A 21,799-nucleotide genomic window follows, 5' to 3' on the forward strand; every position below is an offset into this window, starting at 1 on the left:
CCGCGGCGAGTGCGGAACGGTGGTGCCGATCACGGGTCCTGGGGTCTGCCCACTCCCGTCGAGCGGTTCGTTCGGTGCCATGGGACGCTCCTGGGGCTGTGCGTTGCGCTGCGCTGCGTGGTGCAACGGACAACCTATCCAGGCGAGTTGACGATGCCTACGACTACGACACCACTACGGCGGCGCGCGCCCGCCAGTTGCGATGCCCCGCCCCCGGTCCGTGACGGACGTCGCAACTGACGGGCCCGGCGGCTCAGTCGCCCAGATCGGTCAGGAACTGGCGAGGAGGCGCGAAGAACGTCACGCCGGCGACGGCCCTGGAGTAGTCGAGAATCCGGTCGTACAACGGAGGCGGGTCGCCGATGAACATCCGCTCCAGCATTTTCTCGATGACCCAGAGGTGCCTGGAGTACCCGATGAAGTACGTGCCGTACTCGCCGCGCCCAGGGACGGCGAACGGCATGTTGTCGCGCAGGATGTCGTGCTCGCCGTCGGCGTCCTTGATGGTGCACAGGGTCTTGTGCGACTTCTGGCCCTCGGTCGCGTCCGGCAGCTCGACGTTGTCGAACTTGGTGCGCCCGATGATGGCTTCCTGCGTCTCGGTGCTCTGCCCGCGCCAGCCCTTCAGGTTGTGCAGGTACTTCTGGATGACGACGTAGCTTCCACCGGCGTAGGCCGGATCCTCGGAGCCGACCAGAGTGGCGGCCGGAAGGGAGAGACCGTCCGGGTTCGCCGTGCCGTCGACGAACTCGAGGAGGTCACGCCCGTCGAAGTAGCGGAAGCCGGCGACGTCGTCCACCGCTGTCACGGAGTCACCGAAGGCCTCGAGCAGGATCTTCTCGAACTCGACGATCAGGTCGGTCGAATCGGCCCGAATGTGGTAGAGCAGATCACCGGTGGTGGCGACGGCGGTGTGCTTGGAGCCCCTGATCTCCTGGAACGATTTGAGCTCCTTGGGCAGCGGCTTCCCGGTCAGCGGCTCCCAGGCGTGGTGGGAGATGCCGACATTGCAGGTGAACGGACCTCCGTTGACACGGATGGTGATGTCCTTGATCAGGTCATCCGTACTGGCGACCACGGAGCGGGCGGTGGCCATCGCCTCTTCGCCGTCGTTGATGACCAGCACCAGGAAGGTGGCCGCCGCGGTCAACGGCGCGTCGATGTACTGGGGCTCGGTATCGATGGCCTGCTTCTCGGCGGCGAGCTCCGATGCGGTCTGGTCCATGCTCTCTCCCGGTAAGTGGCGTACGTCTCGGGCGGTGTGTTCTCCGGTACGTGGCAACCCAGCCCCACCAGCATCGGACACCGGAGGACGGTCCGCCACCGGCCCCTGACCGTCGTGCCGCACACGCGTTCCCCCGTACGACGGACGGCCCGCGGGTTCTGCGTACAACAAACGGGCCCCACTCCGCCGATGCGGAGTGGGGCCCGTATCCGAGCGCCGGGCAGGCCTTGCACCTGCATCTCCCCGCAGGAAGCGGGGCGTCTTTCCTTGGACCACCAACGCACGACCGGACGCCGAAACTCCCGGCGACCAGCTCAAGATCAAGCATAAGCCATACGTGGAGGCAGAGCACAAGCCGAGAGGTCACGAGCCGAGCCGAACGCCCTACCTCTCGCGCGCGGGGTCTCTCCCGCTGCTTGACGGATCACGGTGCGTGGCTGTGGGCTGGCATCCGGTCCAACTCAGGGAGTTCTCATGTCACTTGATGCCTCGGCCATCAACAGTTCCGTGCCGCACTCCGCCCGGATCTGGAACTACTGGCTCGGCGGCAAGGACTCTTACGAGATCGACAGGCAGGTCGGTGACCAGATCGTCGCGGCCAACCCGCAGATCCTCGACATCGCGCGGGCCCAGCGGGCGTTCCTCGTGCGCGCCGTGGAGCACCTCGTCCGCGACGCCGGTGTCCGCCAGTTCCTGGATGTCGGTACGGGCCTGCCGACCGCGAACAACACCCACGAGGTCGCGCAGGGCATCGCACCGGAGACGCGGATCGTCTACGTCGACAACGACCCCATCGTGCTCGCCCATGCCGAGGCGCTCCTGACCAGCTCGCCCGAGGGCAGGACGGACTACATCGACGCCGACCTCCGCGAGCCCGAGAAGATCCTGCGCCGCGCCGCCGAGACGCTCGACTTCTCCCAGCCCGTCGCGCTCGTCCTCCTGGGCATCACGGCCCACGTCACGGACGACTCGGCGTACGACTTCGTGGGCCGGCTGATGGACGCGCTGCCCTCGGGCAGCTACCTGGTGCTCTGCGACGACACGGAGGTCATCGACCCCGAATCCATGCGCACGATGATCGAGCAGTGGAACGAGGCCGGCGAGAACCCGCGCATCAACCGCAGCCCGCAGCAGCTCGCTCGCTTCTTCGACGGGCTGGAGCTGCTCGACCCCGGCCTGCTGTCGATCTCGCGGTGGCGCCCGGGACCCGCCGACGCGGAGCCCGCGGAGGTCGATGACTTCGGGGGTGTCGGCCGCAAGTCGTGACGGCGCGTCCGGCCGTCGGTCGCCCGTCCCGGCTCGGCGGGTGGTCAGTCCCGCCTCGGTCGACCGGCCGCCCCTCTCTGGCTCCGTCCCGCCCGGTCGGGATCTCGCCTGGTCCGGGTCGCCCGGTGGTGCGACGCTGGGGTGAAGAGGTGTCCGAGGAGGGGAAGCCGGGAGGGCCGATGGGACGGGACGTCCCGGCGCTGGTCTTCACCCGCGAGGACCGCCGCCGGTACCGGATCAAGATGCAAGAGTGCCTCGACGCGTTCGCGCAGATGCTGCGCGAGTCACGGTTCGAGTCCGAGCGGCCCCAGGTGGGGCTGGAGATCGAGCTGAACCTGGTCGACGACGAGGCAGAGGCCGCGATGCGCAACAGCGACGTGCTCGAGGCGATCGCGGACCCTGCCTGGTCCACCGAGCTGGGCCGGTTCAACCTCGAGATCAACATTCCGCCCCGCCGTCTGACGGAGGGCGGTCCCGACGCCTGGGAATCCGAGATCCGCACCGCCCTGAACCACGCGGACCAGCGCGCCCGGTCGGTCGGCACGCATCTGATCATGATCGGCATTCTGCCCACGCTGCGGCAGAAGGACGTCGGCGAGGCGGCGCTGTCGGAGAACCCGCGCTACCGGCTGCTCAACGACCAGGTCTTCGCGGCGCGCGGCGAGGACCTGCGCATCGAGGTGGACGGCGTCGACCGGCTGCGGACCTATGCGGAGACGATCACCCCCGAGGCCGCGTGCACCAGCACCCAGTTCCATCTCCAGGTGTCCCCCGAGGAGTTCGCCGACTACTGGAACAGCGCGCAGGCGATCGCCGGGGTTCAGGTCGCGCTGGCCGCCAACGCTCCGTTCCTGCTCGGCAAGGAACTGTGGCACGAGACCCGTATCCCCCTGTTCGAGCAGGCCACCGACACCCGCCCGCAGGAGATCAAAGTGCAGGGGGTACGGCCCCGGGTGTGGTTCGGAGAGCGGTGGATCAACAGCGTCTTCGACCTCTTCGAGGAGAACGTGCGGTACTTCCCGGCGCTGCTCCCCCTGTGCGACGAGCAGGACCCTGCGGAGACGCTGGACCGCGGCGACATCCCCGAACTCGCCGAGCTCACCCTGCACAACGGCACCATCTACCGCTGGAACCGCCCGGTGTACGCCGTCGCCCACGACAAGCCGCACCTGAGGGTGGAGAACCGTGTGCTGCCCGCCGGGCCGACCGTCGCCGACACGCTCGCCAACGGCGCCTTCTACTACGGCCTCACCCGCGCCCTGGTGGAGGAGGACCGCCCGGTGTGGTCACGCATGTCCTTCGCGGCCGCCCAGGACAATCTGCACGCGGCGGCACGGCACGGCATCGAGGCGCGTCTGTACTGGCCCGGCGTGGGCGAGGTTCCGGCGGCGGAACTCGTCCTGCGGCGCCTGCTGCCCCTGGCGCACCGAGGCCTTGAGCACTCCGGCATGGACGAGGCCTGGCGGGAACCGCTGCTCGGCATCATCGAGCAGCGGTGCGTCACCGCCCGCAACGGGGCGACCTGGCAGAAGGAGATGTTCCATCACATCGATGACACCACCCATGCCGGACGCCATGAGGCCCTGCGGCGCATGACCGAGCTCTACATCGACTACATGCACCTCAACGCCCCGGTCCACACCTGGCCGGTCGACTGATCCCGGGCCCCGTACGCCACAGCGCGAGCGGAACGGGCGGAACGGTCACACCACGCCGCTCTCCCACCACCAGGAACCCGAGCCGTAGGAGGGGTACTGAACGCGGCTGTCGACGTGCTGCCAGGAGTGCGTGTACGCCTCGAGTCCGGAGAATCCGCAGGTCTCGGCGATCTTGTAGACCTGGAGCGTGGTGTGGCCGGCGACCACGACGTCCGCCGCGTCGCCGTAGCAGTGCATGCTGTTGGACGCGCCGCCCACCGAGGAGTTGTAAGCGACACTGCGGAAGCCGGAGTTGATGGTGACCGCGCTGTTGCCGGCCTTCTTGCGGAGCGCCTCCAGCTTGTACATCAGCCGGCGTACGTTCTCCTTGACCTCCGCCGCGCCCACCCGGCCGCCGCCGAAGCCGGAGCCGTCGTGGGAGGTGAACTCACTGAAGTCGAAGTGCGCCGTCGAACCGTCGCTGTTCTCCAGGCTGTTGAGCACGCTCTGGGTCTGCGGTCCCGCGGCACCGTCCGCGGTCAGGCCGTAGGCGGACTGGAAGCGTCTGACCGCCCCGTCCGTCGCCGGGCCGAAGTCGCCGTCCCAGGCGATGCAGGTCTGCTGGGCGCTGGACGCCGCCCAGCCGCCGACCCGGATCTGCAGTTCCACCACGTCGGAGCCGGAGGCGCCCTGCTGGAGCGTGCGGGTCCACCCGTAGGCGGAGGCCCTGCCCGCCGACGCGAGGTCGACGGCCGCCGTCAGGCCGACCACGGCCGTGAGGCCTGCCGCGGCGCGGAGCACCGTACGGCGGTCGACGCCTGAACCGTAACCCTGCGGCATGTCCATGAACGTCCTCCTCTACTGGCTTCCGGATCGATACGGAGCGAAACGCAGCGATACGGAGCGAAACGAAGGGATGCGAACGGATACCTAGCGATACGAACGGTTGACGCACGTAGACCGTACTCGGATTGTCATGCCCGCAACAGACTTCAGGATGGACTGCCCCGGGCCGCGGGGACCGCGATGGCAGGATGGGGCCATGAGCGTAGTCAAGATCAACGTACTGAGCGTCCCCGCTGACCAGCGGGAGACCCTGGAGAAGCGCTTCGCCTCCCGCGCGCACGCGGTCGAGGGCTCGGACGGCTTCGAGTGGTTCGAGCTCCTCCGCCCCGTCGAAGGCACCGACAACTACCTGGTGTACACGCGCTGGCGTGACGAAGAGTCGTTCCAGGCTTGGATGGAGGGCCCGATGAAGCAGGCCCACCAGGGCGGCAGCGATCGCCCGAAGCCCGCCGCGAGCGGGTCCACGCTGTGGTCCTTCGACGTGGTGCAGCAGGCCGCCCCGAAGGGCGAGTAGGGGCTGCGCGCAGGCTGATCCAGTTCGCTGGTGATCCATGGGCCCGGCTTGAACCGTCGCTGTCGCACGGCATCAAGCCGGGCCCTTCGCCGCTGCGGGTCCGTCAGTACGGTGGATTTACCGGCGGCTGTGGATCCGTCAGGAGGCGGTCGCGTCGAAGACGGCGGCCCGGGACGCCTGCTCCACCAGCGAGATGCCGCTCTTCATCGACGTGGTGCCGTCGGAGAGGGCCGCGACGAGGTAGTGGTGGCCGTCCACCGTGATCTGTCCGACGCTGTTGACGTCCCACAGTCCGGTGGTGGTGCGCTGCAACCAGCCGTTCTTCAGCGCGCAGTCGGAGCCCGAGGCCGCCGAGACACCCCAGGCCTGCTCGTCCACGATCCGGGCCATCAAAGAACGGATGTACGCCCGGGACGCTTCACTGAGCACCGAGGGGCCCGTGTACGCGGCCGGGCCGGTGCGGAACACCGCACCCAGCAGCCGTATCTGGTCGCTCGCCGTCGTTCGCGTCAACCCCCACTTGGAGCCGGGGCCGCCCTTGGTCCGGGTCAGCCCCAGCCGCTCGTTCGCCTTCTCCAGTCCCGGAGCCCGGCCGATGTGGCGCCACAGCGCGTTCGCCGCCGCGTTGTCACTGCGCTCGATCATCACCTTCGCCTCGCCCTGCTCCCGCTCGGTCAGGTGGCGTCCGGCGTCCTGCGCCTGCAGCAGCGCCGCGGCGAGGATGTCGACCTTGACGATGCTCGCGGTGTCGTAGGGGGTGTCGTCGCCGTACACCACGGGCTCGCGGCTCGCGTCGTCCAGGTCGAGTACGGCGGCCGTCACGCGCGCCTTGTCCTGTGACCGCGCCGGGGCGGAGAGGCGCGTCGTGGCGGTGTCCGACCCCGACGACGCCGGGCCCGAGGCCGCGAAAGCCGTGTCGAGCGTGCCGGCCGCGGCGAGCGTCGTCACCGCGGCCACGAGGACGCCCGCGCACATCGCGGCGCGCCGGCGCGGAGACTTACGCGTCCCAGCGCTCGGCGGAGGGGACACGGAGGACAGGCGGTGCGGCATGGCGTGGGACCTCGGCAGTTCACGTGAGAGACACAGATGAGACAGATGAGAGGGACACGGAGCTGCGAACGTATACAAAACGCCCGCCCTACGCCGTGACGACTGCCACGAATATCCCCATCGGGGATGAAATGTGGGCAGAACCACAGATTCGCGGCTCACCCCCCTGCCCGCCTGGACCGAGAGGCGTCGCCCCCCCGGGAGGCCGTAACCGAGCCTCCCGATGCCCCCCTGATGTGCGCCACGTCACTGCCCCAACAGGGGCAAACCGTGCCACCATCACTTTCGTGCAACGTTCAACCATTTCTGTCGGGCGGGCGGCCACCGTGCTCACTCGGGGCGTCAAGGGTCTGATCGCGGTACTCCTGACCTGGGTGGTCACCTCGTGGTGGCTGCCGGGCGAGCAGCAGTACCCGGCCGTGGCCACGGCACTCCTCATGGTCAACGCCCCGACCATCCACCGATCGATGACGCAGGCCGTCCGCAGTGTGACCACGCGAGCGCTGGGGCTGGCACTGGCCGCGGCCGCCGCATGGCTGCTCGGCTCGACCGCGGGAAGCGTCGCGGCGATCCTGGCGATCGCGCTGTTCGCCGGTGCCGGTACGAGACCCGGCGGCCGTTGGAGTTCCGACGACCGACTGCAGGTGGTCTCGACGGCGGTGCTCGCCCTGACGATGGCCGCGGTCGCCCCGATGGGCCACCTGGTCGCACTGCTCCTGTCGACACTCACCGGAGCGGCGGTCGGAACCGCGGTGAACGGCCTCGTCCTGCCGCCGCTGCACCTGCGCGCCTCCGACGCCTCGGTGCGTGATCTCGCCGCGGCCATGGGGGCGCTGCTGAGTGACATGGGGCGCGGCCTGCGGGAACGGCAGCACACCGACCACGCGCACACCTGGCTGGAGCAGGGCAGGCACCTGGAGGAACTGGTGGTGCAGGCCCACGAGGACGTCCGCCGGGGCCAGGAGAGCCTGCGCTGGAACACGCGCTGCACCGTCCGCGGCAAGGAGAAGCCGCCGGCCCATGGCGAGGCGCTCCGCGCCCTGCACCACGTCTCCTTCCAGGTCCGCGGCATCGCCCGGACGCTGGCCGACAACGTCGACGACCGGCACACCGACCACCACCTGGGCAGGCTCTTCCTCGACCGGTACGCGGCGACCCTGGAGGCGGCCGGACAGGCGGTGACCTCGTTCGCCGCCTCGGGGCGGGCCGACGACCCCGAGGACACCGAGGGCACCCGCCCCCGCGACAGGCTGCGTCAGGGCATCGTCGAAGCCACGGCCTGGCATCGGACGATGACCGATCTGATCGTCCACGGCGCGCTGTCCGAGCCGGGCGCCTGGCACGTGTACGGCTCGCTGATGACCGACGTCGAACGCCTGCTGGCCGACCTGGACCGCGCGGACCGGTTCACCGCGGCTGCCTTGGATCGCCGACCGGATTCGGATCGCCGGCCGGAAGCGGCTTCCGCGGACGGTGCACCGGATCGTGCGTCGATCGGTGCACCGAAGGTCGTACGACGGTCCCCCCGGCCGTGGATCGGCGACTGGGCGCCGCGCCGGTGCCGCGTCCGCGCGTAGGCGCATCCGCATGTCGGCGGCCGGGGGGATTCGGCTGTGTCAGCCCGCGAGCGTGAACTCGGTGGCGTTGTTGGACAGGTTGGGGTCGAAGTCCTCGATGGGCAGGTCAGTGTTGTCGTTCACGGTGGCGACAGAGCCCTTCGCGCCGTCGACGATGCTGTCGACGCGGAGCTTGAAGTCGAAGGTCAAGCTGTCCTTCTCCCAGAGGAAGACCGGGGTGTAGCAGCGGTAGAGGTTGGCGCCCCGCACGTAGCACATGTCGGGCACGGAGACGGCGGTCGTACCCTCGGGCAGGCGCACGTCGAGAGGCGCGACGTTCGCGCCGGCGGCGAGCGACGCCACCCAGGCGGGACCCTGGTTCTTGACGCCGACGCGGGCCGTGACGGTGTCACCCGGGGCGGCGCCGGTGATGTCGTCGGCCTGGGCGACGAAGTCGGCGGTGTTGGTGGCGGTGATCTGGGTCATGCGGTAGTTGTCCGCGGAGTTGAGGTCCTGGCTCTGGGCGGCGAAGGTGCGCGCCGACGCCACGGGGGCGGCGTCGAGCTCGGGACCGGTGCCCTGGACGAACGGGCGGCCGGCGAGGGCCTGCTGGTAGGCCTCGTCCGAGTACGGGTCGACGGAGTAGTCGAACCGCTCGTACAGCGCGGCATCCGTGGCGGTGACCGCGCCGGCCGCCGAGAGGTCGTAGGACTGCCCGGGCTCGATCGGCTCGTCGAGCACGCAGACGGCGGTGGTGCCGGTCGGGTTGGTGACGCGGTCCGCGTTCAGGTAGGTGCAGTTACTGAAGCGGTTGGTCAGGCTCAGGCCGTGCGAGGCGAAGAGGGTGAGGATGGTGCGGTCGGCGGCCTCGTTGCCGTGGTTGGAGAGGCGGATCGGCTGCGACAGGTCCGTGCCGGGCTGTACGTCCTTGAGGAACGGAAGCTGGTTGACGCCGAGGTCCGGGCCGTTGCCGAGCTGGATCTGGGTGTCGGTGGGGTACGACGTGAGCGTACCGAAGCTGCTGTCGGCGGTCGCCGAGTAGTGCAGGGCGCCGGTCGCGTCGTCCGGGGCGCCGGCCTTGGCGCGTATGTCGATCTTGGCGACGGACGTCCACGGGGAGCCGTCGAGGGAGCCGAAGGGGCAGCTGGCGGCGGTGTCCGAGGTGGGGGTGCAGGCGGACGGCCAGGTCACCTCGGCGACGTCGGTCAGGTCGGAGGCGTCGATGGTGAGAGTGCCGCCGGAGACCGAGTTGTGGGTGTTGTCGTGGTTCAGCACGATGTCGATCGTGTTGGAGACGGCGTCGCCGGTGTCGGGGTCGGCGGTGGGGAGCGTGAGGTCGGAGGGAGCCGTGATCCAGAGGTAGTCCGTCTCCGGCGGGCTGTCGGCCAGCGCGGGGCCTGTGGCGGCACCGAGGCAGAGAAGGGTCGCCGCCGCGGTGGCGGCGAAGGACAGGGCACGGGATCGCGTGCGCCCGGCGGTGCGGGCGCGGGTCGCGTGCGATTGTCGCGGGTTGTGCATGATTTCGGCTTCCTCGCAAGGCGGGGGACTCTGACGGAAGTTCGACTCGCCGAAGTGGGGGCTGGTTGTACGGGAGTTGATCACTTCACGAATCCGCCTCATCCGAGCCTTCGTCATCCCCGGGCCTCGAAGGGACCGCGGGCTGTGCCCAGGCCTGACTCAGGAGTTGAGGGAGCGTCAGGATCCATCACGGTCGGCAGGGCGTGTCGACTCGACGATCAGCATGCGGAGTTCCTCCACCGCTCGGGCGCGCGCTCCGGCCAGTTCGGGTGAGGTCAGTACGGCGGCGGTGACGGGAGCGGGCCGTGGAGTGGGGCTGAAGTGCTCGTCGATCGCGGCGACCATGCGGGGGCAGCTGCCCCATGCGCCGCCGATGACGATCATCCGGGGATCGGCCAGGGAGACGGCCGCGGCGAGGACGGCGCCGATCGCGCGGGCAAGGACGGTACGCGTGTGGTCCGCCTGCTCGCCGTCCGCCGCCAGGAGCGTCCGGAGAGCGGTGACGTCGATCGCGGTGGACGCGGGACGGCGCAGGTCGAGCGCGGCGAAGACCTCCGTGAAGGGCATGGCCGTACCGTCCGGGCCCGCCGTGCAGAGATGGGCGATCTCGCCGACGAACCCGTGGTGGCCACGCCGTACCGCGCCGTCGTTGACCACGGCGCAGCCGAGGCCTTCTCCGAGGTGGAGGTAGACGAAGTCGTCGACGCCCACCGCGCAGCCGCTGTGACGTTCGGCGCGGGCGGCCCAGTTGACGTCGTTGTCCACGATGACGGGTCCGGTCACGGAGGCCGCCAGGGCGGCGGGCGGGTCGAGGTCGCCGACGAGGAAGGGCGCGTCGGGCAGGTGAACGAGCCGGCCGGTGCTGCGGTCCACCGGGTCGGCGGCGCTGACCACCGCGAGGCGCAGTTCTCCGGAGACCTGACCGGCCAGCCGGCGGGCCGCGTCGGCCAGGGCTTCGGCGGCCCTGCGCGGCCCCGCGTCCACGCCCAGGGGGATGTGGACCTGCCCTTGGACGGTGCCGAGCGCGTCGACCGCCTCGGCGTCCACTCCGTGCGGGGAGATGCTCGCCACGAGAGCGGCGCCGAGCTGCGGGGCGAGGGAGTAGTAGGTGCCAGTGCGGCCGCGGCCGGTGGTGCGTTCACCGGTGTCGACGACCAGGCCGGCCTCGCTGAGCCGCTGGACGCTGTCGGAGATCGTGGGCTTCGAGATGCCGGTACGGGCGGATATCTCGGCCCGGGTCAGACGCCTGTCGGCCATGAGGGAACGCAGCACGTTCTCGTCGGTCAGGGCGCGCAGCAACTCCAGTGACGGCTTCCGTGGGGCCATGCCCACCATCCTAGTAAGGACTCTTGCCCAAATGGGGCGAGGGGCCTACCGTGGGATTTAGTAAGGAGTCTTCACCAAAGGAGTCGAGCGATGACGCTCGCCGCTGGCCCGCACCAAGCCCCCGCCCTGCCGCACTGGGAGGAGACCCCGGCCGACCTGGAGGCGGCCGTCCGCGAGATCAAACCCGCCCTTCGCGCCCGCATCGAAGCGTCGGGGCGCACCGTCCAGGAGGTGTTCGCCGCCGTCGAGCAGCGCATCGCGTCCCGCGTCGCCGAGATCGAGGCCGACCGGGAGCGGGGCGAGGAGGTGTGGCCCGTCCTGGACTACGAAGCGATCCGCGGCGGAACCGTCCCGCCCTCCGAGCTGGCCAAGCTCAGGCGGCGCGGATGTCTCGTCGTACGCGGCCACTTTCCGCGCGAGCAGGCGCTGGCCTGGGACGCCGGCATCGTCGACTACGTCGAGAGCAACCGGTTCTTCGAGCACTACGCCGGGCCCGGCGACGACTTCTTCGGCAGCGTCGGATCCAAGCCCGAGATCTACCCCGTCTACTGGTCCCGGCCCCAGATGCAGGCACGCCAGTCCGACCGCATGGCCACGGTGCAGTCCTTCCTCAACTCGCTCTGGAAGCACACCTCCGACGACGGCACCACATGGTTCGATCCGGACCGCGACGCGATGTACCCGGACCGCATCCGCCGCCGTCCGCCGGGCACCGATTCCGCCGGCCTGGGCACCCACTGCGATCCCGGCACCCTGGATCTATGGATGACGGATGAGTACCAGAAGGCGTTCCGGCACCTCTTCGACGGCTCGGCCGAGCAGTACGACCCGTGGGACGCGGCCCACCGCACCACCGGCCCGCAGTACCCGGGCTCCACGATGTGCTCCGCGTTCCGCACCTTCCAAGGCTGGACGGCCCTGTCGGACATGGACGCCGACCAGGGCATGCTGCACACCGTGCCGATACCGGAGGCCATCACCTACCTGCTGCTGCGCCCCCTGCTGCCGGACGTCCCCGAGGACTCCATGTGCGGCGTGCGCACGAACCAGGTCTTCCCCGTCACCAGGCGCTGGCACCCTCTGCTGTACCGCGCCCTGACCCCGATCCCCGACGTCCGGGCCGGCGACTCCGTCTGGTGGCACTGCGACATGGTGCACAGCGTCGCCCCGGTGGAGAACCAGAAGGGCTGGGGCAACGTCATGTACATCCCGGCCGCCCCCTGGTGCCCCCGCAACGAGCGCTACGCCCATGAGGTCCGCGCGGCCTTCCTCACCGCCTCCAGCCCCGCCGACTTCCCCGCCGAACATTACGAGCGCACATGGAGCGACAGCTTCACCCCCGAAGATCTCAACGAGACGGGCCGCCGCGGCATGGCCCTCGACTGACACCGGCCCCCTGAGGGGCTCTCCTCCCCCTGGACACGATGGTGCCGCCGGGCGAACTCCTCCGCCTGGCGGCGCACTTCCGCGACCGCGGCGTCAGTCGTCGCGATGGGTCGCCGTCTTGAGTGTCCAGCCGCTTCCGCGGCAGTCGTGCTGCATCGGCGGGAAGCGGTGACCCTTCACATCGGTGCTGTAGTCGTGCTCCTCGCCGCAGTCGCACTCGTAGATCCCCGAGGCGGGGACGATTTCGCCCGGATGGTAAACCTTGCCCGTTTCCTCACTCATGAGTCTTTTGTACGGCTAAGTTCGGAACGATGCGAGCGGGGCCCGGGCGGGCCGAGCCGAACCGCACCAGACCGCTCGCGGAGCATCCCTGGGCGCGAAAGTTCCGTGACATCCGCCACAGCGACTCCACGAACTAGGCGCACCGAAGAGGAGATGCCACTCTGCCGACATATGGGATTTGTCCGTCTTGGCACGCGAACTCGCCATGCCCGACTTGCCCGCATCAGGGTCTCCCCCCGGCTCTGCTCCTCCTTCGCAGCCAAAGGGTTTTTGACGAGGCAACAGAATTCCGCAAAGCCCTCGGAAGCCGGACCGAAACAATCACCGGCACATTGCAATAAGCAGACGGAAACTACGAAGCGACGTCGCACGACGCCCATTGCGTCCTGTGACAGGCTGCCCTAAGAATGACGACGCGCAGGACATCTCCGCAGTTCAGAACGGGCGGAGTCTGCGCACAGCCAGCCGCACAAGGAGCGCTCGGCGATTACCGAGTGAGGTCACGCATGGGAACGCATCGCAAAAATCCGCACTACCGGCGAATAGTCATCGCCGCCATCGCGATAGGCGCCGTGGGTGTGCCATCTGTCGCCGTGGCCTGTGCCGAGTGGCGGAACGGCGGAATAAATCCGTTCTCCGGCACCGAGGCGAGTGCGGCCAACGACTGGCGGAAGGACGCCAATTGGTACCGCGACTGGGATGACCGCTGGAACGGCCACCGGACCGACAAGCCCACTCCGGCCGCATCGAAGACTCCCACCGCCGCGCCGTCGAGCACTCCGAAGAAGACCACTACGCGGCCGAAGCACCGGCCGGCCTCCCACACGAGCGCCCCGAAGAAGACCTCGGCGCCGAAGCGCACGGCCAGGGTGAAGACCGCGTCCCCCGAGCCCAGGACCACGGCGCCCACCGCGACCTCCACGCCGTCCGCGGCTCCGAAGACCACCGCCACGACCTCCACGCCCACGGTCGCCGCACGCATCGTGCAGCTCGTCAACGTCGAGCGCAGCAAGGTCGGTTGCTCGCCCGTGACCCTCGACCCGACCCTCACCAAGGCCGCGCAGGCACACAGCGCGGACATGGCCGCCCACCGGAACATGTCGCACACCGGATCCGACGGGTCGTCCCCGGACGCCCGGATCACGAGTGCCGGCTATCGATGGAGCGCCTACGGCGAGAACATCGCCTACGGGTACGCCACTCCCGAGCAGGTCATGGCGGGCTGGATGTCCAGCCCCGGCCACAAGGCCAACATCCTCAACTGTTCGTTCAAGGAGATCGGCGTCGGTCTCGCGCAGCCCAACAGCTACTGGACCCAGGACTTCGCAACCGCCCTGTAGGCACCGGGGAGTTCAGCCGACCGGAGGCCAACTGGCCGACTGTGGCTCGACCTTCCCCGCAGGCCCGGCCTCGTCGGACGACGCTTCGACCCCGGACCTCAGGTGCACCGGCGCTATGCCCCAGTTGTGCTCACCGGCCACCATGTGCCCGTCACGCGGGGCGTCACCCGGTACCACGTGAGTGGCCGCCGCGAGGCCGGCGGCCACTGCCCCGGCGACCGCCAGCCCGAGCAACGCCCTGCCCGCGGCCCGCGTCCTCATACGTGCGATCCCCTTCATCCCCCGCTCCTTCGGTCCGCTTCCGTGCCAACCCATGGGCGTCCGCCCACGGGCATCGACCCTAGGCCCGGCCGTCTCAGGCGCGTACCCATCCCGCGCCCAGGGCGTCGCCATTCCGCGCCCTGCGTGCCGAGGCAGGCGAAGGCGGGCCGAAGGCGCCGACGGCGGCTGCGCGAGTCGCAGCCGGATGCGGCCTGTGCACGCCAGGGCGCGCGCCTCTATCGTGCGAAAGGGACGTCGGACACGACACGGGGTGAAGCGACCTTGCACACCCATGGCAGCCGAGCACTGCACGACCTGTACGACCATCCGGATCAACTCCAGGCCACCGCGTCCTCCCTCCTGGTCCCCTTGTCGGTCACGGCCACCGCCCACGAGGAGTTCTCGGCCGGCATCGTCGCCGGCCGCATGGGTCAGGTAGCGGTGGCACGCATCCGCAGCGCACCGCACACCGTGTCACGCACGGCGCGCCTCATCACCTCGACCGATCCCGACCTGGTGAAGGTGACCCTGCACCATCAGGGCTCCGCCACCGTGACCCAAGGGCACCGGCAGCATCCGGTCACGGCGGGCCGTCTCGTCGCGCTCGACACAGCACGCCCCTACGAACTGGCCGTCGCGGGCCCTTGCGACGTCACCGTCATCGGAATGCCGCGTGCACTGCTCGGCCCGCACGCCGACCGGATGGCGCGGTGCACCGCCCAGCCCCTGGCGGCCGACACGGGCACCTGCCGCATCGCGGCCGCGTTCCTGACCAGTCTGGATCCGTGCCCGAGCGAGGTGACGGGCGCCGCGGCGGCCTACCTGGGTGAGGCCCTCGCGTCCCTGCTCATCGCCGCCTTCACAGGCATCACGGCCGAACGCGTCGACACGGCCGCCGAGCTGGCCGACCGGATCATGGCCTACGTGCCGGCCAACCTCTGCGACCCGGCCCTGTGCCTCGCCTCGGTGGCGCAGCGCCACGGCATCTCGACGCGGCATCTCCAGCCGCTCTTCCAACGCACAGGAGTCGGCTTCGCCACCTGGCTGCGGTACGAGCGGCTCCGACGCGTCCGCCGCGACCTCCAGGACCCCCGTCTCGCGGACCGCACCGTGGCGGCCGTCGCCGCCCGCTGGGGCATGAGCGACCCGCGGCACGTCGGACGCGCCCTGAAAGCCCAGTTCGGCCAGAACGCCGCCGACCTCAGGCGGCACGCCGACGGCAGCGGCTGACGCCCACGGCACGGACTCGTGCCCCCTTTTCGCCGACTCAGCGGGCTTTCGCCCGGGCGACTATGCTCACGCCGGCTGCCGCCAGGGCGATCTGGATCAGCCATTCGATCCAGTCGACGCCCCTGGTGTTCGCCACACCCAGCGCACTGGCGATGGCCGCACCGGCGAGCGCCGCCGCAATGCCGATCAGGATCGTCCAGATCCAGCCGATGCTCTGGCGGCCCGGCAGGACCAACCGCCCCAGCGCACCGATCACCAGACCGATCACGAGGGCGCTGAAGAAGCCTGAGATCTCCACTGACGCCTCCCATCGAAGGGCTCTCTGTCTGCCACATGCCCGCTTTCACTCCCGATAGTGGGCGGTAAGCGCCGGAAATGCCATGCCGCATCCGCGATATCAGGGCTCGGTCAGGGCCAGATCAGGGCGAGCTCAGGGTCGGAGCTCAGAGGGACAGGGCTCAGAGACACAGGGACACAGGAACTCACGGTGGGAGGAGCGGCCCCAGCGGACCCAGGTCGAGGTTGAGGTCCTCCATCGTCAGGTCGTAGCGCTCGCAGAGTTCGTTCATGCGGTCGTACAGAATCATGAGGGTGAGGCCGAGCCGCTCTTCCTGCTCCTCGGTGAGATCGCCCCGGTCGACCCGGCGCAGTGCTTGGCGTTCCATCAGCTGGCGCAGCAGCTCGACGATGGTGAGGACGAGCTTGACGAGATCTCGTTCCACGGTGTCGGGATCGGTGCGGAGGCGGCTGATCGCGCGGTCGCCTCTTCCCGTGCGGTAGGGGACGTCGTCCGGGCGTGCGGGCAGAAGGGAGAAGGCGCGTTCCGCCGCCTGGTTCACTTCGCGGAGGCGGTCGGCTCGCCGGGGATCCACAGCTCCTCCATCTCCTCGGTGACGGAGACGATCAGCGCCCGCAGGGAGATCCTGACGAGGTCGATGTCCGCGATCGACAGCATGAGGTCCCCGGTGAGCACCACGCCTCCGCTGAGGAGCCGGTCGAGCAGATCGATCAAGGCGATCTGCCGGTCGGCGATCGGGTCTTCGCGTTCCACGGTCACCGCTCAGGCACTCCTCCCGGCGAAGGAGTACGGCGCCCACGGCCCGGTGACCTCGACGCGTACTCCCTGCAGATCGTCGACGGACCGCTGCACCTGGGCACGGAACTCGTCCGCCAGGGAGCGAGGTACGAGATACGCCTCGTTGGCGACGTTCTCGCCCACCGCGCCCTCGGCGAGACGGCCCTGCTGCGGGCGGTAGTGGGCACTGTCGACGGCGAACCTGCCGGCTTCGGCCTGGACACGGCTCACGGCGCTGCGTGCCGCTCGCCAGGTGGTGTCCCGGGTGTGCCGCTGCTGCCGTCGTCGCTGAAGGTAGTCGCGCCCCGAAGTGGCGCGCGGGGCCTCAGCCGGCACGGCTTCCTCAAGGTCGCGGGGTGGCACGGCGTACACCTTCACGCCCAACTCCACGTGGTCCGCCAGCCGGTCCAGCAGTCCGGCGAAGTCCTCCGCACGTCCGTCGAGCATGTCCCGTACGTGGGCATCGTCGAGATAGATCGTGGCCAGCCGCAGCGGCAGGACCGTCGTATGGGCCGACAGGGCCTCGATGACGGCGTGATGCGGCCGTGCCACCGCCTCGAGCCACTCCAGGTCTTCGAGCCGGACTTTGAGGGCCTGCTCCGAGAAGTCCTCTTCGGGTACGGCGCTGACGGCCGCGGCCAGGGAGCCGGAGCGGACCAGGCTCACCGGGGCGCCCGCGACCCCGCGGACGCCGGAAAGCGCCTCCGCCAAAGCGCGGTCTGACGCTGACACCGACGGGATCACTCCGTACGCGTAACTGAGATGGGCTTCCGGAGCTTGCGGGGCTTCCATGGCTCATCTCTCCCGCTCGTCGTCGTCCGACTCGGCGGTGCTCCGCGTGCGCCGACGGGCCGCTTCGGGTCGTCCATCGGTGTCGGACCTGCGGCGCTCGGCCGGGGGCAGCTCGGTATCGGCCTCCCGGACCCGGCGGCGCAGCGCCTTGACCTGCCCGCGCAGCCGTGCATTCTCGTCCTCCAGCTCCCGCCGCTGATCCAGTTCCCGCCGCTCGTCGGCGCGGAGTTCGCGCCGCTCATCGGCGCGGGAGGACAGGGCGGGGTCGTGCTCCCACCAGTCGATGCCGATTTCCTTGGCCTTGTCGACGGAAGCCACGAGCAGCCGCAGTTTCACGGTGAGCAACTCGATGTCGAGCAGGTTGATCTTGATGTCGCCGACAATGACGATGCCCTTGTCGAGCACCCGTTCAAGGATGTCGGCAAGGTTTGCTCCCGAGTCCCCGCCGCCGCCGTAGGGATACAGCGTCCGCGACGGGGCGGAGCGGGTGGAGTCGGGTCCGGTCACGACGGTCCCACCTCGTTTCCTGGCGGCTCAGCGCCTCGTCGCCGTCTTCCGACGCGGCCGCCTCTGCGCTGCGGGCTCTTCCTCCTCTTCCGGCTCCTCCTCGACCTCCTCCTCGGCGTAGGACTCGTCTTCCTCGTACGGTTCTTCGTCCTCCTCCGTCTCCTCGTCCTCGTACAGCTCTTCGTCCTCCTCAGGCTCTTCCTCTTCCTCCTCTTCCGCCTCTTCTTCCTCCTCAGCAGCGGGCCTCTCCTCGCCCGTGTCCTCTTGGACCACTTCTCCGTCCCGGATTTCACCGCGCCAGCCGCCGGTGGCCTCAGCGCGCATCATGATGAACTTCCGGAACAGCTTCAGATCCAGCCGTGCCCGACGCCCCTGCGACCGGAAGAGCGCACCGGTCTTCTCCACCGGGCCCTGGGGCGAGTACTCCAGGACGACCAGCACCTTCGTCAGGTTGTCGCCCAGGGGATGGAAGGTGACCACGCCCCTGGTGGTGCCCTTGGCGCCCTCGGAGGTCCAGGAGATGCGCTGGTCCGGGATCTGATCGGTGATCTTCCCCTGCCAGGTCCGCTTGGCCTTGGCGACCTTCACCCGCCAGTCGGTCGTCGCGTCGTCCTGCTGCTCGACGGAGACGACGCCCTTGGCGAACTTGTCGAAGTCCTGGAACTGGGTCCACTGGTCGTAGGCCACGCGTACCGGCACTCCGACGTCGATGTCCTCGATGATCGCCAGTGTCTTGGGTCCCGCGGACGGCTTGGCGGAGCTCATGGCCTTGTGCGCCGCACCCGTCAACTGGGACACAGCGTGTCCGGCCAGCGCGGGAAGCAGCTTCCCCGGCAGTACCTTCTGCCCGAGGTCGCCGACCGCCTCTCCCAGGTGCCCGAGCTTCGCGCCGCCCTTGGCGAGCGGATTCCCGGTGACGGCCCCACTGATACGGCGGCTCACACCGGTCATCGCGCGGTCGAGACGGGCCTCGATGTAGTGCTCCAGCTCTTCCATCAGCCGGTCTGTGGCCGGATTGCCGTGAGCCTTGTTCTCAGCCATCGTCCGCACTCCTCTTCCCGGTCCCGGAAGCGGGTGCCTTCGCCCTGGGCCTGCTCCTGGCCGTCTTCCGCGCCCTGGTTGTGCTCCTGGACGCCGGTTTCCTGGCCTGGGATGCCCTGGCGCCGGAGGGTTTCTCGTCGGAAGCGCTGTCGTCGGGCTCCTCGTCCTCCGGCTCGATGTCCTCGGCCTCCTCGTCCGGGGGCTCGGTCTTCACGGGACTCTTGTCTTCGCTCTCCGGCAAGCGGAGCTCTTCGGTGCGGTCGTGGATCGCGTCGGCGATCTTCTCCGCCTGTGAGGTCAGGACCGCGGTGGCGGCCGCCTTGCCCACGCCGGACAGCTCGCCGCGCAGGCGCTCGTTCACCGTGCCGACGATCGGCGACTCGGTGAGCGTCTTGGCGAGCTGCCGCGGACGCGCGCCCGCGCCGGCCAGCAGCAGTCCGAGTCCGATGGCGATCTTGGCCTTTTTTCTGCGACCGAGGACATAACCGCCGACCACGGCGGCACCGATCTTGGCGCTGCTCATCATCACGTTCTCCCGACCAGAGCAATGCCTCCGCTTCAGAGCCCATCACTCGGCCCTTGTCCATGTCGTCTCGTCAAGCGAAGCTGTACGGCGGCAGCGGGCCCAGGACTCTGATCCCGGCCTGCTCCCCCAGACGCTCCGACAGTCGTCCGGCCGCCTCGCCGAACGCGTCGGCACGCTCCCGGTCGATCAGGAACGAGGCGTTCACGGCGTACTGGTCGGAGGGCGGCGCGACCCGCTCGGCCTGCACCAGCGGGCGCAGTTCCTCGACGATCTCCGCGGCCAGCGTCTCCTGGCGCCGCTGGACCTCCTGGGACAGCGTCTCGCCGAGCGCCAGCCGTTGCTCGTACGTCGCGTCGTCGTTCCGGGTGGCCTCGTTCAGCTTCCGTAGCTCCTCGGATTGATCAAGGATGTCGCGAAGCGCCGCATCCTCGTCCCAGGCAGCCTTCACGTTGAACTCCACACGGTCCGTGAGTTCTTCGATGCGTTGTGAGAAAACCTGCTCCCCTTCCGCGAGCACGGCGCGCACCGCGTCCTCGTCCTCGGCGAGCAGCCCGAAATGCAGGGGCAGGGTGGTGCCCTCCTCGAACAAGCGGGCCTGCACCTCATGGTGGGCGTTCATGTCCCGGCGCTTGACCTTCAGATCGTCGGGAGTCTCGCTGACGACGGCGCAGACGGAATCGCCGCAGATGGCGCGCAGATCCGTGGGTGGATCGCCCACGCCCTTGAGTTCGTCGAGGTGCAGCGGATGCGATGCCGCGGTGATGGCGTACACGTACAGGGACATGGCCGCTACTCCTCCTCTCGCTCCCGACGCCGGGAGGAGCGGTGCCCCGAAGAGGACCTCCTGACCCTCTCGGGCTCGCTGTCCTCCTCGCTCTCCTCTTCCTCGTCACGGCCTCCCCGAAGGGATTCGGTCACTGCCTCGACGGCACCGGTCAGCGCGCCCTTGCTCTTGCCCTTGGACCCCTCCTCGGTCAGCTTCCCGGCGACGTCGGTGAGCTGGGCCGGAGCCTTCCTTCCAGACTCCAGGTCCAGGCGGTTGGCGGCCTCGGCGAAGCGCAGATAGGTGTCGACGCTGGCGACGACGACGCGTGCGTCGACCTTCGCTATCTCTATGCCGACCAGTGACACCCGGACGAAGGCGTCGATGACCAGGCCGCGGTCCAGCACCAGGTCCAGCACGTCGTAGAGATTTCCGCTGCCCCCGCCGGGCGCCGCCCCCTGCTGCGGCACAACAGTCACGATCTACTTCCTTTCCCGGTCCACCTGGGAGCGCGTGTACCGGCTGTCACGTTCGTACGCCAGAAGGTGGCCCTCGGTGTCCAGAACGACCTGGTAACTGGCCATGATGGTGGTCGTCTCGGGGATCCGTGGCACCTCCACGACCTCGACCTTGGCCTCCCACCCCTCCTCTGTCGGCTTCAGCGCGGAAACCGACTCCGGACGCGTGCCGAGCAGCTCGCCGAGTTGCTCGGACGCACGGCGCATCGCCTGGGGTGCCGACACGCGATCCGGGGAGGCCGGCCGCCTGGCCGTCCGCCCCTTGGACTTCGACGTTCCTGTCTTCTGATGCTCCTCACGCTCGGTCGTGATCATTCACCACCCTGCTCAACAGCCTTGGGTCTCTGCCCATCCGGGGTACCCACATCCATCTGGCATATGCAGACAAAAGCTCCATTTATGGACGAAAGATCTGCGTATTTGGCGATCGGTTCCGCATCTCCGCCCGGTCCGGTCCCCTCAGGTTCGGTCCGGTTCCGTTCTGCGCGGCAGGGGCACCCGGAAGGTGCGGCAGATCCGGTCGGAGTCGCCGCCCGCTCGCTGCCGGAGGCGTCGGCCATGGGACACGGTGGGAACGTCATCGACGAACTGGTCACCGATCATGGTGAGGTCGAGGAGTTCTTCGGCCGCATCGAGGCGCTGCCGCCCGGCGACAAGGAACGGAAGACGTGCGCCGAGCAGGCCACGATGGAGCTCGTACGGCACTCCGTCGCCGAAGAGGAGTACCTCTACGCGGCCGTGCGCAAGCACGTGACGAACGGCGACGCCCTCGCCGACGAGGAGATCGAGGACCACGCCAAGGCCGAGCAGATCATGAAGGATCTCGAGGGCCACGAGGCCGGCGACGCTCAATTCGACCGGCTCATCGGCACGTTGATGTCCGAGGTCCGTTCGCATATCGCGGACGAGGAGGAGCACCTCTTTCCGAAACTGCGCGCGGCCTGCTCCGAGGACACCCTCTACGAGCTGGGCGAAAAGGTACGACGGGCGAAGAAGACCGCGCCGACCCGTCCGCATCCCTCTATGCCCGACACCGTTCCTAGATACTGAGCGGGAGTGAGTCCTGCTGCCAGGACTCGTGCTCAGTCGTGTGCCCCGAACGGTGTTGGGCACGCTGGTCTCCCGCGTTCGCTCCGCGTC

Annotated in this window: 26 protein-coding genes; 8 read left to right on the plus strand and 18 right to left on the minus strand. The window is 69.1% G+C overall.

Annotation, left to right across the window (positions count from 1 at the left end; translation table 11 throughout):
• Positions 1-253 precede the first annotated feature (253 nt).
• Positions 254-1,225, minus strand: a complete 972-nt coding sequence (locus ABZ910_RS26625) for a Dyp-type peroxidase (RefSeq protein ID WP_361369529.1) — start codon at positions 1,223-1,225, stop codon at positions 254-256.
• Positions 1,226-1,699: 474 nt separating this feature from the next.
• On the opposite strand from ABZ910_RS26625, the gene ABZ910_RS26630 reads away from it, so the two are divergent.
• Together ABZ910_RS26630 and ABZ910_RS26635 are read left to right on the plus strand one after the other, a co-directional pair.
• Entirely contained in the window at positions 1,700-2,491 is a 792-nt protein-coding gene (locus tag ABZ910_RS26630; protein ID WP_361369530.1) for an SAM-dependent methyltransferase, read from the plus strand.
• Between the two features lie 179 nt (positions 2,492-2,670).
• Entirely contained in the window at positions 2,671-4,149 is a 1,479-nt protein-coding gene (locus tag ABZ910_RS26635; RefSeq protein ID WP_361369532.1) for a glutamate--cysteine ligase, read from the plus strand.
• 45 nt (positions 4,150-4,194) lie between these two features.
• Here the strand turns inward: ABZ910_RS26635 and ABZ910_RS26640 are convergent, their stop codons facing one another.
• Positions 4,195-4,974: a D-Ala-D-Ala carboxypeptidase family metallohydrolase gene (locus tag ABZ910_RS26640; RefSeq protein WP_361369533.1), complete on the minus strand. Its 780-nt coding sequence runs from the start codon at positions 4,972-4,974 to the stop codon at positions 4,195-4,197.
• 196 nt (positions 4,975-5,170) lie between these two features.
• Between ABZ910_RS26640 and ABZ910_RS26645 the strand changes: the two genes are divergently transcribed.
• A complete protein-coding gene (locus ABZ910_RS26645) occupies positions 5,171-5,488 on the plus strand; it encodes an antibiotic biosynthesis monooxygenase (RefSeq protein ID WP_361369535.1) in 318 nt (105 codons plus the stop codon).
• 138 nt (positions 5,489-5,626) lie between these two features.
• On the opposite strand, the gene ABZ910_RS26650 is transcribed toward ABZ910_RS26645, so the two are convergent.
• Positions 5,627-6,538: a serine hydrolase gene (locus tag ABZ910_RS26650; RefSeq protein WP_361369536.1), complete on the minus strand. Its 912-nt coding sequence runs from the start codon at positions 6,536-6,538 to the stop codon at positions 5,627-5,629.
• A 287-nt stretch (positions 6,539-6,825) separates the two neighbouring features.
• On the opposite strand from ABZ910_RS26650, the gene ABZ910_RS26655 reads away from it, so the two are divergent.
• Entirely contained in the window at positions 6,826-8,115 is a 1,290-nt protein-coding gene (locus ABZ910_RS26655; RefSeq protein ID WP_361369538.1) for a hypothetical protein, read from the plus strand.
• Positions 8,116-8,154: 39 nt separating this feature from the next.
• On the opposite strand, the gene ABZ910_RS26660 is transcribed toward ABZ910_RS26655, so the two are convergent.
• Both ABZ910_RS26660 and ABZ910_RS26665 read right to left on the minus strand, forming a co-directional pair.
• Positions 8,155-9,612 carry a hypothetical protein gene (locus ABZ910_RS26660; protein ID WP_361369540.1) on the minus strand — a complete coding sequence of 486 codons (1,458 nt, stop codon included), beginning with the start codon at positions 9,610-9,612 and terminating at the stop codon, positions 8,155-8,157.
• A 177-nt stretch (positions 9,613-9,789) separates the two neighbouring features.
• Complete coding sequence (locus tag ABZ910_RS26665; RefSeq protein WP_361369542.1) at positions 9,790-10,938, minus strand: ROK family transcriptional regulator; 1,149 nt, start codon at positions 10,936-10,938, stop codon at positions 9,790-9,792.
• Between the two features lie 90 nt (positions 10,939-11,028).
• Here ABZ910_RS26665 and ABZ910_RS26670 point away from each other — a divergent pair, with 90 nt between their 5' ends.
• Positions 11,029-12,324, plus strand: coding sequence for a DUF1479 domain-containing protein (locus ABZ910_RS26670; protein WP_361369544.1), 1,296 nt, complete (start codon positions 11,029-11,031; stop codon positions 12,322-12,324).
• Positions 12,325-12,417: 93 nt separating this feature from the next.
• Here the strand turns inward: ABZ910_RS26670 and ABZ910_RS26675 are convergent, their stop codons facing one another.
• Positions 12,418-12,606: a hypothetical protein gene (locus ABZ910_RS26675; RefSeq protein WP_361369545.1), complete on the minus strand. Its 189-nt coding sequence runs from the start codon at positions 12,604-12,606 to the stop codon at positions 12,418-12,420.
• Between the two features lie 532 nt (positions 12,607-13,138).
• Positions 13,139-13,588: a hypothetical protein gene (locus ABZ910_RS26680; protein WP_361369547.1), complete on the minus strand. Its 450-nt coding sequence runs from the start codon at positions 13,586-13,588 to the stop codon at positions 13,139-13,141.
• Position 13,589: 1 nt separating this feature from the next.
• Here ABZ910_RS26680 and ABZ910_RS26685 point away from each other — a divergent pair, with 1 nt between their 5' ends.
• Positions 13,590-13,946, plus strand: coding sequence for a CAP domain-containing protein (locus ABZ910_RS26685; RefSeq protein WP_361369548.1), 357 nt, complete (start codon positions 13,590-13,592; stop codon positions 13,944-13,946).
• 12 nt (positions 13,947-13,958) lie between these two features.
• Here ABZ910_RS26685 and ABZ910_RS26690 read toward each other — a convergent pair whose 3' ends face one another.
• The gene (locus tag ABZ910_RS26690; protein WP_361369550.1) at positions 13,959-14,225 is read right to left on the minus strand and encodes a hypothetical protein; all 267 of its coding nucleotides are present in this window, start codon (positions 14,223-14,225) and stop codon (positions 13,959-13,961) included.
• Positions 14,226-14,489: 264 nt separating this feature from the next.
• Here ABZ910_RS26690 and ABZ910_RS26695 point away from each other — a divergent pair, with 264 nt between their 5' ends.
• Entirely contained in the window at positions 14,490-15,437 is a 948-nt protein-coding gene (locus ABZ910_RS26695) for a helix-turn-helix domain-containing protein (protein WP_361369551.1), read from the plus strand.
• A 37-nt stretch (positions 15,438-15,474) separates the two neighbouring features.
• Here ABZ910_RS26695 and ABZ910_RS26700 read toward each other — a convergent pair whose 3' ends face one another.
• The 10 genes from ABZ910_RS26700 to ABZ910_RS26745 all read right to left on the minus strand — a co-directional run bounded on the left by ABZ910_RS26700 (position 15,475) and on the right by ABZ910_RS26745 (position 20,974).
• On the minus strand, positions 15,475-15,735 hold the full coding sequence (locus ABZ910_RS26700) for a GlsB/YeaQ/YmgE family stress response membrane protein (RefSeq protein ID WP_361369553.1): 261 nt from the start codon (positions 15,733-15,735) through the stop codon (positions 15,475-15,477).
• Between the two features lie 184 nt (positions 15,736-15,919).
• Complete coding sequence (locus ABZ910_RS26705) at positions 15,920-16,309, minus strand: gas vesicle protein K (RefSeq protein WP_361369555.1); 390 nt, start codon at positions 16,307-16,309, stop codon at positions 15,920-15,922.
• Positions 16,273-16,494, minus strand: coding sequence for a gas vesicle protein (locus ABZ910_RS26710; RefSeq protein ID WP_361369557.1), 222 nt, complete (start codon positions 16,492-16,494; stop codon positions 16,273-16,275). Before ABZ910_RS26710 ends, ABZ910_RS26705 begins: the two co-directional genes overlap by 37 nt.
• A gap of 3 nt (positions 16,495-16,497) precedes the next feature.
• Positions 16,498-17,304 carry a GvpL/GvpF family gas vesicle protein gene (locus ABZ910_RS26715; RefSeq protein ID WP_361369559.1) on the minus strand — a complete coding sequence of 269 codons (807 nt, stop codon included), beginning with the start codon at positions 17,302-17,304 and terminating at the stop codon, positions 16,498-16,500.
• 3 nt (positions 17,305-17,307) lie between these two features.
• The gene (gene gvpJ, locus ABZ910_RS26720; protein WP_361369560.1) at positions 17,308-17,811 is read right to left on the minus strand and encodes a gas vesicle protein GvpJ; all 504 of its coding nucleotides are present in this window, start codon (positions 17,809-17,811) and stop codon (positions 17,308-17,310) included.
• Between the two features lie 27 nt (positions 17,812-17,838).
• Positions 17,839-18,852: an SRPBCC family protein gene (locus ABZ910_RS26725; protein WP_361369562.1), complete on the minus strand. Its 1,014-nt coding sequence runs from the start codon at positions 18,850-18,852 to the stop codon at positions 17,839-17,841.
• Positions 18,845-19,378 carry a hypothetical protein gene (locus ABZ910_RS26730; RefSeq protein ID WP_361369564.1) on the minus strand — a complete coding sequence of 178 codons (534 nt, stop codon included), beginning with the start codon at positions 19,376-19,378 and terminating at the stop codon, positions 18,845-18,847. The genes ABZ910_RS26725 and ABZ910_RS26730 overlap by 8 nt, the downstream gene beginning before the upstream one ends.
• Positions 19,379-19,448: 70 nt before the next feature.
• Positions 19,449-20,162: a GvpL/GvpF family gas vesicle protein gene (locus tag ABZ910_RS26735; RefSeq protein ID WP_361369566.1), complete on the minus strand. Its 714-nt coding sequence runs from the start codon at positions 20,160-20,162 to the stop codon at positions 19,449-19,451.
• 5 nt (positions 20,163-20,167) lie between these two features.
• The gene (gene gvpJ, locus ABZ910_RS26740; RefSeq protein ID WP_361369568.1) at positions 20,168-20,620 is read right to left on the minus strand and encodes a gas vesicle protein GvpJ; all 453 of its coding nucleotides are present in this window, start codon (positions 20,618-20,620) and stop codon (positions 20,168-20,170) included.
• 3 nt (positions 20,621-20,623) lie between these two features.
• The gene (locus tag ABZ910_RS26745; protein ID WP_361369570.1) at positions 20,624-20,974 is read right to left on the minus strand and encodes a gas vesicle protein; all 351 of its coding nucleotides are present in this window, start codon (positions 20,972-20,974) and stop codon (positions 20,624-20,626) included.
• Positions 20,975-21,217: 243 nt separating this feature from the next.
• Between ABZ910_RS26745 and ABZ910_RS26750 the strand changes: the two genes are divergently transcribed.
• On the plus strand, positions 21,218-21,709 hold the full coding sequence (locus ABZ910_RS26750) for a hemerythrin domain-containing protein (RefSeq protein WP_361369571.1): 492 nt from the start codon (positions 21,218-21,220) through the stop codon (positions 21,707-21,709).
• Positions 21,710-21,799: the final 90 nt, after the last annotated feature.

It is taken from the genome of Streptomyces sp. NPDC046805 (assembly GCF_040645355.1).
Lineage (GTDB): Bacteria > Actinomycetota > Actinomycetes > Streptomycetales > Streptomycetaceae > Streptomyces.